Source organism: Synechococcus sp. RC10B2, from assembly GCF_047502635.1.
Genome location: NZ_JANSHO010000030.1, coordinates 1 through 14,394, shown reverse-complemented (window position 1 = coordinate 14,394; position 14,394 = coordinate 1). Strand labels below are relative to the sequence as shown.

Below are 14,394 nucleotides of genomic sequence, written 5' to 3'. Positions count from 1 at the left end.
CTCTCCTTCCTCTTGAATACCTGTACCCTATTTTAAATTAAAAGGCTGTACTTTTTCTTTTTGCCCAGGTTGGCTTCGGCGGCAGCCAGCTCCGCATCCAGGAGGGTTTGCCCGGTTGCCGCCAAATACACGTCATCCAAGCTGGGGCGAGATTGGCTGCTGCTAAACACCTCCAGCCCATGGGCCTCGAGGTGGGCGCGGATCTGGCTGAGGGGATCCTCCCCGTTGCGCTGCACCACCAGGTTGAGGGCGTTGCCCTGGGCGCTGTTGATCACCACTTTTTGGACAAAGGGCAGGGATCCCAGCAGTTCGGCCCCCCGTTGGGCCAGTTCTGGCGGCGCAAACTCCTGCAGCTTGACGGTGATGCGCTCGCCGCCGACGCGGGCTTTTAGCTCTTCTGGGGTGCCTTCGGCAATCACCTTGCCGCGGTCGATGATGGCCACCCGGTCGGCCAATAGGTCGATCTCCTCCAGGTAATGGCTGCTGAGCACCACTGTAACGCCGGTGTTCTTGAGCTGGCGCAGGAAGTCCCAGATGGCCTGCCGGCTGGGAACGTCTAGGCCCACCGTGGGCTCGTCCAAAACCAACACCTGGGGCTGGTGCAGCAGTCCTGCCGCCAGATCGAGGCGTTTGCGCAAGCCGCCGGAGTAGGTGCCGATGCGTTGGTCGGCCCGGTCGGCCAGCCCCAGTAATTCGAGGACGGTGGCAATCCGCTCTTGGGCCAAGGGCCGCGGCAGGTGGTAGAGATCGGCCTGCAACTGCAACAATTCTCGCCCCGTCAGCACCTTATCCAAAGCCACCTCCTGGGCAACAAAGCCCAGCTTTTCGCGTACTGCCTTGGGATTTTCGTTGACGGGGATCCCGCACACCTCGATCCGGCCTGCGTCGGGGCGCAGCAGGGTGCACAGGCAGTGCAGGGTGGTGGTTTTGCCGGCGCCGTTGGGGCCGAGAATGCCGTAGATCTGGCCGGGCTCTACTTGGAAGGAGACATCGGCCACGGCCACTGTGGAGCCGTAGCGCTTCTGGAGTTGTTCTACCAAGACTGCAGGGGTATCTGACATGGGCATCCACCTTTCGCTTCCTCTAAGCTATCAAGCCGGCTCAGGAGAAAGGAGTAGCGATTCCCTCAATTCCTCCCTCCCTATCGCCGACTCATGGCTCCCAACCCCATAGGGATGGTGGGATCCAAACCGAAGCTCAGGATATAGTGGTTCAGGCGACGCTGGGGGGCTGCAGGTGGATTTTCGCCGATTTCCCGCTCAGCCCGGTCGCCAATCTCTGTTGTGGGGAGAAGATGAATGGTGAAGCCAAAGCTTGCCTGCCGGCCTGCGCATCCCACCTGTGCGGGCCCGACTTCCCCTGTTCAATCTCTTATCCCAAATCTCGTCAAACCTAGACTGGGATCTTTGGCAGCTGGGGCGATCTTGGCGCTCGGCCTGGTCGGCTGTGGCGAGGCGACAACGCCGCTTAGCCCGCTGGAAAATGCCTTTCTGCGGGCCGACGACTTTGAAATTACAGGGGGATCCCCGACAGCGGGCGCGGTGGGGCCCTACTTGCAGTTCAACGTGCGGCGGCAGCGGGACAACCAGATCTTGAATCGCCCCTTCAACGTCTATGTGGAGAATGCGGGGCTGGCGGAAGGGCGGTCTCCTCTGGTCGATACCCAAAACCGCCCCATCCTGCTCCAACGCTCGGTGGCTTTTTTGGGCAACGGCCTGGACTTGAACAGAGATGGCCAGCCGGATCCGCCTCCCAGAGAACCCCCCAGCCTCAATAGCGGCCCGCTGCTGCCCTATGCGCCGCCCAACAATTGGCAGACGCGGGCCGTCCTCGCCTACGTCCCCGGCCAGGCCAACATCCCTGGACGGGGCCCTAGCGATCGCTTTGGCCTCTACTTCTCCTCCATCCTGCCCTACAGAGGGCAGCTCCGCTTCCGCGCCCGCGACGAGCTGGGCAACGCCTCTGCCCGCACCTTTGAGATCACCTATCCCCCAGCGCCCAGCCGGGCCACCGTCACCGTCACCTTGGCCAACGTCAGCGCCAGCGCCCAAGAGCCGGTGCTCATCGCCATCTGCAACCAGTTGGGGGCTGCTGCCGTGGTGGGCCTGCGGAGCGGCACCTTTACCGAGCTGGTGGATCTTTTGCCGGCCCCCAGCTTGCCGGTGGATCCCAATTTGAGCGAGCCCATCCGCTACGTGGCCGAGGCCTATCAGTTCAACCGCCAGCAAGCTGTCATCCGCGTCTCCCAGAATCCTGCGGATCCCAGCCGCATGAGCGTCCCCCTCTTGGGATCCGAGGGCGCAACCGGCAGGGCAGATTTAACCCTGGTGAGCTCCACCGATGACCGGCTCACCTGCTTCAACGACCGGCTCTCCGATCTGCGAAATACATTTTCCGACTTCTTCAGATAACAGTTAATGGCAGTTCTCCACATGGCCGGTTGGCGGCAAGCGAAGCCAGCGCCAGCTGAGGCATACCCTCTGGTTGTCCCAGATCGTCCAAAGTCTGCCGAAGAAGCTGGCAGAAAAACTGGAAAAATCTGTTCGTAGCGAGCCTTTTTTGGCTTTCTTCGCTTATCCGATTGTCCTATCGGCAAAATCCAGCTTGACTTGGGGCTGACCCCTTTTCCTGCCGGATTGGATTGCGATATGCTAGTTTCCCAACTCTAAAGCGTGATTCATTCCAAGCCGTTTTTCCCCATGAATCCCCATCGCTCCCAGGTCTCGGTTCCCATCCTGCAGGAAAGCTGGCACTTTCAAGAGCGGGATGCCTGTGGCGTTGGGTTTTTGGTGGATCGCCAGGGGAGAGCCAGCCACGAGCTGCTGCAAAAAACCCTCCAAGCTCTCGCCTGCATGGAGCACCGCGGCGGCTGCGGCGGCGACAACCAAAGCGGCGATGGGGCCGGCATTGCCACAGCCATTCCCTGGCAACTGCTGCAGGCAGAGAGGGACGAGATCCGGGCTTGGGATCCCGGCCGCAGCGCGGTGGGCATGGTGTTTTTGCCTCAGGCTCCCGCCGAGTGCCAGGCGGTACGCCAGCTTATCGACGACTACTTGGCCACCAGCGAGTGGGGGCGGCCCCTCTGGCGCCAGGTGCCGGTCAATCCGGAGTGCCTGGGGCCGATGGCGCGGCAAACCCTGCCTTCTATCTGGCAGATGCTTCTCACCCATCCCAGGCTGGCGGGAGATGAGCTGGAGCGGCAGCTCTATCTGCTGCGGCGGCGTCTGCGGCGGCAGGTGGAAAGCCGGTTTGGCTTTTATTCCATCTATTTTGCTTCTCTCTCCTGCCGGCTGATTGTCTACAAAGGCATGGTGCAATCGGCGGTGCTGGGCCAGTTTTACCGCGATCTGCACAACCCCCTCTACACCACCGCCTACGCCACCTATCACCGCCGCTTCAGCACCAACACCTTGCCCCGCTGGTCGCTGGCCCAGCCCTTCCGCTACCTCTGCCACAACGGCGAGATCAACACGTATCTCGGCAACGTCAACTGGATGGCTGCCCGCGAGCCCACCCTGGCCCATCCCCTCTGGGGCGAGGCCATCGAGGAGCTCAAACCCGTCATCGATCCCGGCAGCAGCGACTCAGCGGGCCTGGACGCGGTCTTTGAGCTCTTGATCGCGTCGGGCTACTCCAGCCAGCAGGCGATGATGGCGCTGATCCCGGAGGCCTACCGCCACCAGCCGGAGCTGCAAGATCGCCCGGAAGTGGTGGACTTCTACGAGTTCTTCGCCGGCCTGCAGGAAGCGTGGGACGGGCCGGCTATGGTGGTCTTCTGCGACGGCAAAACCATTGGCGCCACCCTGGATCGCAACGGCTTGCGCCCGGCCCGCTATGCCCTCAGCCGCGATGGGTTGCTGGTGGTGGCTTCAGAGGCCGGGGTGGTTCCGCTGCCGGAAGCCGAGATCCTGGAAAAGGGGCGGCTGGGGCCGGGGCAGATGCTGACGGTGGATCTGCAAAGTGGCCAGCTTTACAAAAACTGGGAGATCAAAACCCAGGTGGCAGCTCAGCACCCCTATGGGGAGTGGTTAAGGGCTCACCGCGTTCAGCTGGCTAGCCAAGACTTTGAGAACGCCCCGCAGCTTACCGAAGAGCAGCTGCTCCAACTGCAAACTGCCTGCGGCTACTCCTCGGAAGATGTGGAGATGATCATCGAGGAAATGGCCGCCACAGGCAAAGAGCCGGTTTTCAGCATGGGGGACGACGCGCCGCTGGCAGTGCTCTCCACCCAGCCCCACCCCCTTTACGACTACTTCAAGCAGCGCTTTGCCCAGGTAACCAACCCGGCTATTGATCCCCTGCGGGAGAGCCTGGTGATGTCTTTGGAGGTGTACCTGGGATCCAAAGGCAACCTGCTGGAGATTCGCCCAGAGCATGCCCGTCTGCTGCACTTGCGCAGCCCGGTGCTCAACGAGGCGGAGCTGGCCGCCCTGCAGCAGACGCCTTTTCCCTGCCGCACGCTGCCGATCCTCTACCCGGTGGCCGCTGGGCCAGCAGGGCTGGCCGCCCAGGTGCAAGCCCTCTGTCAAGAGGCGGCGCAAGCGGTGCGGGAGGGAGCAGAGATCTTAATCCTCTCGGATCGCGGCCTGAGCGCCGAGCAGGCCTTGATCCCGCCTCTGCTGGCCGTGGGGGCCATCCACCATCACCTCATCCAGGAGGGGCTGCGCCTGCGCGCTTCCCTGGTGGTGGAGACAGCCCAGTGCTGGAGTACCCACCACTTTGCCTGTCTAATTGGCTACGGGGCCAGCGCCGTCTGTCCCTACCTGGCCTATGAGGCGGTGCGCCAGTGGTGGCACAAGCCCAAGACGCAAACCCAAATGGCCGCCGGCAAGCTGCCCCAGCTCTCTCTGGCCGAAGCTCAACTGAAGTACCGGGCAGCTATCGAGGCGGGCTTGCTCAAGATCCTCTCCAAGATGGGCATTTCCCTCCTCTCCAGCTACCACGGGGCCCAGATCTTCGAGGCCATCGGCCTCAGCCAAGAGGTGATCGATCTGGCCTTCCGCGGCACGGTGTCGCGGGTGGGGGGGATGACGCTGGCGGATCTGGCCCGCGAGGGCATGGCCAATCACCAGCGAGCCTTCCCCCAGCTCACCTCGAAAAAGCTGGAGAACTTTGGCTTCATCCAAGCGCGGCCCAAGGGGGAATACCACATCAACAGCCCGGAGATGGCCAAGCTGCTCCACAAGGCCATTGCCTCAGGCCAGCCCGACCACTACGAGATCTACCGGACCTATCTGCGGGGCCGCACCCCCACAGCCTTGCGGGATCTGCTGGACTTTCGCAGCGACCGGGATCCCATTCCCCTGGAGGAGGTGGAGCCGGCCACCGAGATCTTCAAGCGCTTTGCCACGGGGGGAATGTCGCTGGGGGCCCTCAGCCGCGAGGCCCACGAGACCCTGGCCATTGCCATGAACCGCATCGGCGGCAAGTCCAACTCCGGCGAAGGCGGGGAAGATCCGGAGCGCTACATCCCCATCACCGATGTAACACCCGAGGGGACCTCGGCGCGCTTTCCTCACCTTAAGGGCCTGCGCATGGGGGACAACGCCAGCTCGGCGGTGAAGCAGGTGGCTTCGGGCCGCTTTGGCGTGACGCCGGAGTACCTGCTCAACGCGCGGCAAATCGAGATCAAAATTGCCCAGGGGGCCAAGCCGGGCGAAGGCGGACAACTGCCCGGCAAAAAGGTCAGCCCCTACATCGCCAAGCTGCGCCGCTCCAAGCCGGGGGTGACCCTGATCTCGCCGCCGCCCCACCACGACATCTACTCGATCGAGGATCTGGCGCAGTTGATCTTCGATTTGCACCAGGTTAACCCGCAGGCGCAGGTGTCGGTGAAGCTGGTGGCGGAGGTGGGCATCGGCACCGTGGCGGCGGGAGTGGCCAAGGCCAATGCCGACATCATCCAGATCTCCGGCCACGAGGGGGGCACAGGGGCCTCTCCCCTGAGCTCCATCAAACATGCGGGGGCACCCTGGGAGCTGGGCCTGGTGGAGGTGCATCATGCTCTCTTGGAAAACGGCCTGCGGCAGCGGGTAATTCTGCGGGTGGACGGCGGCATTCGCACCGGCTGGGAAGTGGTGATGGCGGCCATGCTGGGGGCAGAGGAGTTCGGCTTCGGGACAGTAGCCATGATTGCCGAGGGGTGCATCATGGCGCGGGTGTGCCACACCAACAACTGCCCGGTGGGGGTGACCAGCCAAAAGGAAGAGCTGCGCAAGCGCTTCCCTGGCACTCCGGACCAGGTGGTGACCTTCTTCGCCTTTGTGGCCGAGGAAGTGCGCCAGATCCTGGCCCGGCTGGGCTACCGCTCCCTGGAGGAGGTAATTGGGCGGGTGGATCTGCTCTGCCCCCGCGCCGATGTGGCTTTGGCGAAAACCCAGTCCTTGAATTTGGAGTGTCTGCTGCGAACTCCGCCGGGCTTTGATCCCCACAAGCGCCCAGAGTGGCTGGAGCACGAGCCGGTGCACTCCAATGGCCCGGTGCTGGATGACGCCATCTTGGCCCGGCCCGAGGTGCAAAAGGCCATCGAGACCTGCGGCGCGGCCATGCTGGAGCTGCCCATCGCCAACACCGACCGCTGCGTGGGCGGGCGCATTGCCGGCACCCTGGCTCGGCTGTATGGGGATACCGGCTTTGTCCGACAAGGGGGGCTGTTGGATCTGCGCTTTGTGGGCACAGCCGGCCAGAGCTTTGGGGCCTTTACCCTGGCGGGCATGCGCCTGACCCTGACGGGAGAAGCCAACGACTACGTGGGCAAGAGCATGTGCGGCGGTGAAATTGTCATTCTGGCTCCCCCAGAAGCCCCGCGGGATCCGGCGGAAAATGTAATCCTGGGCAACACCTGTCTGTACGGGGCCACGGGCGGATCCCTGTTTGCCAACGGCCAGGCGGGGGAGCGCTTTGCCGTGCGCAACTCCGGCGCCCAGGCGGTGATCGAGGGATCCGGCGACCACTGCTGCGAGTACATGACCGGCGGTGTGGTGGTGGTGCTGGGGCGGGTGGGCCGCAACCTGGGGGCGGGCATGACCGGCGGCCTGGCCTACGTGCTCGATGAAGAGGGCAACTTCCCCGCCAAGGTCAACGGCGAGATCGTGCGCATCCAGCGGATACAGACGGCGGCGGCGGAAGCGCAACTGAAGGGCCTGATCCAAGAGCACTACCGCCGCACCCATTCCCCCAAAGCCGAGCGCATCCTGCAGAACTGGGAGCGCTACCTGCCTCTGTTTTGGCAGGTGATCCCTCCTTCGGAGGAGGGGAGTGAGCTGACGGATCCGGCGCGATCCCAGCCGGCGGCGGTGCAGTCGTAGGGGGTTGTGGGGCCTGTCGGTAACACTTCTTATCCCCCCGCCGGCCACAAGGGCTGGTAAACTGCGAGAGTATACTGGCCTTTTCATCCTGTAACCCCTATGAGTTCCACTTTGCGAGCTGCCCAAACCCAGGCGCGAGTGCCCACCGAGACCATCCTGACGCCGCGCTTCTACACTACCGACTTCGAGGCCATCGGCAAGATGGGGTTAGGCGATCGAGAGGCCGACTTCCGGGCCATCTTGGAGGAGTTTCGCGCCGACTACAACCGCCACCACTTCGTCCGCGGCGAGGAGTTCAACCAAGATTGGGAAAGCCGGCTCGATCCGGAGGCGCGGCGGCTGTTTGTGGAGTTTTTGGAGCGCTCCTGCACGGCGGAGTTCTCCGGCTTCCTCCTCTACAAGGAGCTATCCCGCAGGCTGAAGGAGACCAACCCGGTCTTGGCTGAGTGCTTTGCCCTGATGAGCCGCGATGAAGCTCGCCATGCCGGCTTCCTCAACCGCGCCATGGGCGATTTCAACATGGCCTTTGATCTAGGCTTTTTAACCAAGCACAAGTCCTACACCTATTTCGCGCCCCGCTTTATCTTCTACGCCACTTATCTTTCCGAGAAGATTGGCTACTGGCGCTACATCCTCATCTACCGCCACCTAGAGGCCCATCCTGAAAACCGCATCTACCCCATCTTCAATTTCTTCAAGAACTGGTGCCAGGACGAGAACCGCCACGGCGATTTCTTTGCCCTCATGCTCCTGAGCCAGCCGCGGCTGCTCGAGGGGTGGGTGGCGGAGCTGTGGTGTCGCTTCTTCCTGCTGTCGGTGTTTGCCACCATGTACCTCAACGACGTGGGCGAGCGCCCAGGTTTCTACCGCCTCCTGGGCCTGGATCCGCACACCTACGACATGGAGGTGATCTACAAGACCAACCGCGAGGCGGCCAAGGTCTTCCCGGTGGTGCTGGATGTGGAGAACCCCGAGTTTGTGCGCCGGCTGCAGAAGTGCGTGGCCAACAACGCCAAGTTGAGGGAGATTGCCCGCGGAGCTGGGCCCTTCAAGAGCCTGCGCAAGCTGCCTCTTTACCTCAACAACGCCTACCAGTTCCTGCGGCTGTTCCTGCTCAAACCGCGCAAAGCTGGCTTTTACTTGTGGGAGCAGCCGGAGCCTCGGTTTGAAGGAACGGCTGTTTCCGCTTGAGCCGTTTTGACTCCAGCTCCCTATTGGTAAGCCTCGTGGGTTAGCCATGAACATCGCCGCCGAGATTACGCCCCTCTTTTTGTTGGGAACGCTGGCGTTTTTGGGTTGGGGCTTCTGGCGAGCCCGCCGGCGGGGATCCCTGGCCGTCTGGGTGTGGTTACAGGGATCCCTGCTCCTTTTGCCGTGGGTGGTCTTTCTGGGGCTGCTGTTGCTGGGGATCTACCTCAACTTCGCCGGCTTCCTGCTGCTGTTGCTGGTGTTCACGGGGCTCTACATTGCCGTGGGGCGCAAAACCCGTCAGTTGGCCCAGCAGGAGCTGCAGGCGCGGCGGCAGCAGTTGGCCCAGATGGAGGAGCGGCAGGAAATCCCCTCGGAAGGGGCTGGGGAGACGCCTGCCGAGCAGCCTTTGGTCTTGCGGGGCATCTCTGCGGAAGATTTGCAGGCCATTCAGTCCATCTTCAGCCTGGACACCTTTTTTGTGACTGAGACCATCCCCTATGGGGAGGGGGCGATCTTCAAGGGCAACCTACGGCGGGAGGCGGAGGGGGTGGTGCCGCTGCTGCAGGAAAGGCTAAGGGAGCGGCTGGGCAGCCGCTACCAACTGTTTTTGGTGGAAGATGCCTCAGAAAAGCCGGCGGTGGTGGTCTTGCCAGATGAGATTGTTAACTACCGCACCTCGAGGGGAGCCCAGATTCTGGCAGCAGGCCTAATGCTGGCTAGCTTTCTGGCCACTTTGGAGGTGGGGGCCAACCTGTTCGGCTTCCGGCTGTTGGAGGCGCCGGGGCGTTGGGTGGAGGCCCTGCCCGTGGCGGCGGGGATCTTCGCCATTTTGCTGGTGCACGAGACGGGCCACCGCTGGATGGCCGTCAAGTACGGCGTCCGCCTCAGCCCGGCTTTTGTTATCCCCAGCTTGGGGATCGGCACGCTGGGATCCCTAAACCGCATCCAGTCGCCGGTGCCCAACCGCAAGGCCCTGTTCGACATCGCCTTTGCCGGCCCGGCGGCGGGCGGCCTCCTTTCCTTGGTGGTGCTGCTGGTCGGCCTAAGGCTGTCTGGCTCCGGGGGGCTGTACGTGCCCACGGAGATCTTTCGCAGCTCCATCCTGGTGGGCACGCTGGCGCGGCTGGTGCTGGGATCCCAGTTGCAGGCGGAGCTGGTGCCCATTCACCCCTTCGTGGCGGTGGGCTGGATTGGCCTGGCCATCACCGCCTTGAGCTTGCTGCCGGCGGGGCAGTTGGACGGGGGTCGCATTGTGCAGGCGGTGTACGGGCGGAAGACGGCGGCCCGCGCCACGGTGATTACCCTGATTGCCCTGGCGGTGGCGGCCATCAGCAACGTCTTGGCCCTCTACTGGGCGCTGCTGATTCTCTTTATTGCCCGCGAGCCGGAGCGTCCCCCGCAGGATGAGATTACCGAGACCGACGGCCAACGGGATGCCTTGGCGTTGCTGGCCCTCTTTTTGATGGTGATGACCCTGCTGCCGATTGCCCCGGCCTTGGCAGGCTTTTTGAATTTTCCCAACGGCTAAAGATGTCGCCGCCGGGAAAGGGCTTTGGCCCCAGCCGAGAGAACCAGGAACAGCACCTGCAGCGCCTGCTGGTTCAGGCTGTCCACCATCACCAGGCGGGGCAACTGCCGGAGGCCATCTCCCTCTACCAACAGGTGTTGCAAGCCCAGCCCGCCCACCCGGAGGCGCTGCACCTCTTGGGGATCTGCCGGCAGCAGCAGGGATCCCTGGAAGAAGCCATTGCCCTGATGCAGCAGGCCTTGGCCCAGCAGCCGTGGTTTCCCGACGCCCACTACAATCTGGCAATTGTCCTCAAGCAGGTAGGCTGCCTGGAGGAGGCAAAAGCTCACCTCCAACAGGCTCTGGAGCAGGGGGGGCCGGATCCGGAAGTTCTGTACCAGTTGGGGCTGGTGCTGCGGCAACAGGGGGAGTTGGAGGCGGCCCTGGTACCCCTGAAGCAGGCTCTGGAGTTGCAGCCGGACTTTGCCGATGCCGCCTACACGCTGGCCATCCTGCTGCGCGATTGTGGCCGGGAGGCGGAAGCAGCGGAGCTGTTCTACCGCCTCTGGCAGGCCGATCCCGCCGATTTGGCCGCGGCCCTGGGCTGGTGCGTCAGCCAGTTGCCTTTGCTCTACGACACCCCTGAGCAAATTGCAAGCGCCCGCCAGCGCTACCGCCAAGCGCTGGAACAGGTCAAGGCCCGCTGGGCCCAACTGCCGCGGGATCCCGCTGCTTTAGAGCGCGCTGCCGCCGGCGTCGGCTCCGTCCAACCCTTCTTTCTGCCCTACCAGGGCCAGAACGACCGCGAGCTGCAGCACCTGTACGGATCCCTGGTGGGGGAGGTGATGGCGGCCCGCTACCCCCAGCCCCCTGTTGTCCTGCGGCGAGGTCCTGGCCGGCTGCGGGTGGGCATCGTCTCCGGCCTGTTCCGGGATCATTCGGTGTGGAAGATCTTGACCGGCGGCTGGGTAGAAGCTCTGGATCGCTCCCAAGTGGCCCTCTACGGCTTCCACACCTCGGCCGTCCAAGACGAGATCACGCGCTCCCTGCCCCCTCGTTTTGAGCAGTTTGTGGCCGGATCCCGCAGCCTGGCGGAGTGGCAGGCAACCCTTCGGGAGGCGCAACTGGACGTGCTCCTCTACCCGGAGGTGGGCATCGACCCGGTCTGTGCCCAGTTGGCCGCCCTGCGTTTGGCCCCTGTGCAGGCCATGGCCTGGGGACATCCGCAAACCTCTGGCCTGCCAACAATGGATGTTTTCCTCAGCAGCGAGCTGATGGAGCCGCCGGACGGGGCCGGCCACTACACCGAGCAGCTCCTGCCCCTGCCCGGCATCGGCACCTACTACATCCCTCTGGACATTGACCCCGCCCCTGTGGACTGGCTAGCCTGGGGGGTGGATCCCGACAGGGTGCTCTACCTCTGCGCCCAATCTCTGTTCAAGTACTTGCCGCAGTACGACGAGGTGTTCCCCCGCATTGCTCGGGAAGTGGGGCGGTGTCAATTCCTGTTTTTGCGAGGCCGCCTCTCCCAAGGGATCCGCCAGCGCTTTTGGCAACGGCTGCAGCGGGCCTTTCAAGCCTACGGCCTGGCCGCTGAAGACCATGTGCTGCTGTTGCCGGAGCTCTCGCCTGCCCAATATGCCGCCTACAACGCCCTGGGGGATGTTTACCTGGATAGCATCGGCTGGTCCGGCGGCAACACCACCCTGGAAGCCCTGCCCCATGGCCTGCCCATCGTCACGCTGCCGGGATCCCTGATGCGGGGCCGCCACACCTACGCCATCCTGCGGCAGATGGGGATCTACGAGACCATCGCCTCTAGCGTAGAGGAGTACATCCAGATTGCCGTGCGGCTGGGCCTGGATGACCGCTGGCGTGAGGAAATAGGGCAGCGGGTAAAAGCCCGCCAAGAGCGCCTCTACCGGGATCCCGCTCCCATCCGCGCCCTAGAAGCGTGGCTGCAAAGTCTGAAGACCTGAAGGTTAGTTTGGGTGGCCTAGTCCGGCCCGATAGCTCTGGCGCTAACTTGGCTGGGGAAGCCCTTCTCCAGCGGGATCCTGACCTTCCAAGCGGCAGAACAATTGCCGCATCAGCAGCTCCCGTTGGCCCAAAGAGAGATGGGGGGCAAGGGCGCTGGGAAAGTGGGGCATGGCCAGGGTGACGCGATCCAGCAAGTCAGCGCGGCGGTGCTTTTGCTGGATGGCCCAGGCCCGCTGCACCAGCTCAGCAGCCGTCTCCTGTTCTAGCCCTGCCTGTTGGGCCAGCCAAGCTGTCAACTGCTCCAAATCGGGGTCGAAGCGCAGCCGGTACATATAGACCAGCATGCCGATCCCCAGCACCAGGCCTACGGCGCTGGCCACGTAGGCGGCCTTGATGGAAGTTCCCGGCAGATAGGCCACCGCCGAGACGCGCAAAATTTCGTAAGGGATGCGGATCAAGCTATAGCCGACCACATAGGTCCAGACCCAGGTGCCATCTTTGAGCTTGGGGAAGCGCCAGAACATCCCCATCAAGAGAGCAAACAGAAGCAGGTTGAGCAGGCTTTCGTAGAAAAAGATGGGGTGGAAAAACTCAAACTGGCTGTAGTCAGGCTCGCGGGCTTGGGGGGGGATATATACCCGCAAGGGCCAACTGCTGTCTGGGGGAATGGGGGCTCCATAGGCCTCAGAGTTGAAAAAATTGCCCCAGCGCCCAATGGCCTGGCCCAAGATTAGCCCCGGCGTGATCACATCGGCGTACTTCCAGCCGTTGATCCCGGTGGCGCGGCAGTAAAGGTAGAGGGCAAGTGCACCAGCCAAGATCCCACCGTGGATGATGATGCCTCCCCGCCAGATGGCAAAGGCCAGGAGGGGGTTGTCTTGGAACTCTGACCAGTGGGTGAGGACGTAGTAGAGGCGGGCGCCCAGAAATCCCGATACCACTAGCCACAGGGCCAGGATCTCGACCCGTTCGCTGGCCTCGCCTGGCTCCTTCTCCAGGTGGCGGGCCTCCGCCAAGGCTTTGGTCAAGAGCAGCCCCAGCAACACGGCAATGGCCATCAGCAGGCCGTACCAGCGCAGCCCCAGCCCACCTACGAGAGGGGTTTCGGGGGGAAAGCGGAAGACAAATTCTCCCGGTGAGCTGAAGGTAAGGCCCAGCAGCCCTGCACTCCCTAGATTCATCGACAACACCCTCTGCACCCCAAAATCCCCCCATTCATTTCCAGCAGTCGGCTTCCATCAACCTCACCTGCTAGCAGGACGAAATCCTCTCCGGGTTCTTTTCTCCAGTTTTGAGCAGCCGTTCCCGCGCCTCGATAGGGATCCATTCTCCCCAATCTTGCCGCAGCAGCGATCCCCCCAGGCTGCCCAGGCCATTCTTCTGGGGGATGTCGGCCTCCTATTCGCGCAACACGTAGCCTACCCCGCGCACCGTCTGGATCAGGCGCTTCTCCCCTGGGCCTTCGATCTTAAGACGCAAGTAGCGAATATAGACCTCGATGATGTTGGAATCGCCTGTAAAGTCATAGCCCCACACATGCTCCAAAATTTGTTGGCGTGTGAGCACCTGGCGGGGGTGTTCCATCAGGTAGCGCAACAAGTCGTATTCCTTGGCCGTCAGCTCCACCTGTCGCTCTCCCCGGCTTGCCTGGCGTGTCACCGGATCCAGCGTCAGATCCATAAACACCAACCGGCTGTCGCCAGATCCCTTGGGGGGCTGCAGATAGATCCGTATCCGCGCCAGCAACTCCTGAAGGCTAAAGGGTTTGACCACATAGTCATCTGCCCCAGCATCCAGACCTGCCACCCGATCTGCCACCTCGTCGCTGGCAGTCATCAGCACCACGGGCACGCGGTTGCCCGTCAAGCGCAACTGCCGACAAACTTCCAACCCCGAGATCCCGGGCAACATCCAGTCCAGCAGCACCAAATCGGGGTTCTGGTCGCGGGCTGCCGCCAAGGCCACCGTGCCATCGCCGACCACACTCACCCGATATCCCCTATAGGCCAGCTCGGTTTCCAGGAAACGGGCCAGTTTGGCCTCATCTTCGATCACCAGAATGTGGGCTGAGGAGGATTCCGGTTCTGGCATATTCTCTCCTCAAAAGAAAAGGCAGGAAACTTGCTCACTGCTCACCAGCATACCCTAGCCGTGGGAACTGGCGGTACTAATCAATCCATCCTGCTTCCGAAGTTGGTTTGCTAGGTGTTGCTACTGTGCCCTTTAATTCTTTAACAGGCCGTACCTGAGTTCCTATAAGGGTTTTGGCCTGTCTAAATGACTAAAGATACTCCCCTACTTAGACCTGGAAAGCGTCCAGAGAGATTGCTGCCTTGCCTCGAAAAGTAGGTATATTTGACACTCCCACCGCCTAAAGGCGGGGGATTCTTACGCAGTCCACAAAAGAAC

General features: G+C 62.6%; 9 protein-coding genes. 5 read left to right on the top strand and 4 right to left on the bottom strand.

The features are described from left to right. Positions 1–32: 32 nt before the first annotated feature. Positions 33–1,067 carry an ATP-binding cassette domain-containing protein gene (locus NW855_RS04310; protein WP_414402803.1) on the bottom strand — a complete coding sequence of 345 codons (1,035 nt, stop codon included), beginning with the start codon at positions 1,065–1,067 and terminating at the stop codon, positions 33–35. 74 nt (positions 1,068–1,141) lie between these two features. Beyond that, a complete protein-coding gene (locus tag NW855_RS04305; RefSeq protein WP_011431486.1) occupies positions 1,142–1,339 on the bottom strand; it encodes a hypothetical protein in 198 nt (65 codons plus the stop codon). A gap of 67 nt (positions 1,340–1,406) precedes the next feature. Here NW855_RS04305 and NW855_RS04300 point away from each other — a divergent pair, with 67 nt between their 5' ends. From NW855_RS04300 to NW855_RS04280, 5 genes are all read left to right on the top strand, one after another. Next, positions 1,407–2,411 carry a hypothetical protein gene (locus NW855_RS04300; RefSeq protein ID WP_240527313.1) on the top strand — a complete coding sequence of 335 codons (1,005 nt, stop codon included), beginning with the start codon at positions 1,407–1,409 and terminating at the stop codon, positions 2,409–2,411. A 288-nt stretch (positions 2,412–2,699) separates the two neighbouring features. Next, on the top strand, positions 2,700–7,307 hold the full coding sequence (gene gltB / locus NW855_RS04295) for a glutamate synthase large subunit (RefSeq protein ID WP_011431483.1): 4,608 nt from the start codon (positions 2,700–2,702) through the stop codon (positions 7,305–7,307). 99 nt (positions 7,308–7,406) lie between these two features. Further along, positions 7,407–8,498, top strand: a complete 1,092-nt coding sequence (acsF, locus tag NW855_RS04290) for a magnesium-protoporphyrin IX monomethyl ester (oxidative) cyclase (RefSeq protein WP_414402802.1) — start codon at positions 7,407–7,409, stop codon at positions 8,496–8,498. 46 nt (positions 8,499–8,544) lie between these two features. Next, entirely contained in the window at positions 8,545–10,026 is a 1,482-nt protein-coding gene (locus NW855_RS04285) for a site-2 protease family protein (RefSeq protein ID WP_414390817.1), read from the top strand. Positions 10,027–10,028: 2 nt separating this feature from the next. After that, the gene (locus tag NW855_RS04280) at positions 10,029–11,984 is read left to right on the top strand and encodes a tetratricopeptide repeat protein (protein WP_414402801.1); all 1,956 of its coding nucleotides are present in this window, start codon (positions 10,029–10,031) and stop codon (positions 11,982–11,984) included. Positions 11,985–12,026: 42 nt separating this feature from the next. On the opposite strand, the gene lgt is transcribed toward NW855_RS04280, so the two are convergent. Both lgt and NW855_RS04270 read right to left on the bottom strand, forming a co-directional pair. Further along, on the bottom strand, positions 12,027–13,166 hold the full coding sequence (gene lgt, locus NW855_RS04275; RefSeq protein WP_414508392.1) for a prolipoprotein diacylglyceryl transferase: 1,140 nt from the start codon (positions 13,164–13,166) through the stop codon (positions 12,027–12,029). 217 nt (positions 13,167–13,383) lie between these two features. After that, positions 13,384–14,076, bottom strand: a complete 693-nt coding sequence (locus tag NW855_RS04270; protein ID WP_011431479.1) for a response regulator transcription factor — start codon at positions 14,074–14,076, stop codon at positions 13,384–13,386. Positions 14,077–14,394 lie beyond the last annotated feature (318 nt).

What these genes read in the sequence shown, in the direction of transcription:
- NW855_RS04310 (WP_414402803.1), bottom strand. Translation starts at nt 1,067, where the DNA reads ATGCCCATGTCAGATACCCCTGCAGTCTTGGTAGAACAACTCCAGAAG.
- gltB (WP_011431483.1), top strand. Translation starts at nt 2,700, where the DNA reads ATGAATCCCCATCGCTCCCAGGTCTCGGTTCCCATCCTGCAGGAAAGC.
- NW855_RS04270 (WP_011431479.1), bottom strand. Translation starts at nt 14,076, where the DNA reads ATGCCAGAACCGGAATCCTCCTCAGCCCACATTCTGGTGATCGAAGAT.
- lgt (WP_414508392.1), bottom strand. Translation starts at nt 13,166, where the DNA reads ATGAATCTAGGGAGTGCAGGGCTGCTGGGCCTTACCTTCAGCTCACCG.
- acsF (WP_414402802.1), top strand. Translation starts at nt 7,407, where the DNA reads ATGAGTTCCACTTTGCGAGCTGCCCAAACCCAGGCGCGAGTGCCCACC.
- NW855_RS04285 (WP_414390817.1), top strand. Translation starts at nt 8,545, where the DNA reads ATGAACATCGCCGCCGAGATTACGCCCCTCTTTTTGTTGGGAACGCTG.
- NW855_RS04280 (WP_414402801.1), top strand. Translation starts at nt 10,029, where the DNA reads ATGTCGCCGCCGGGAAAGGGCTTTGGCCCCAGCCGAGAGAACCAGGAA.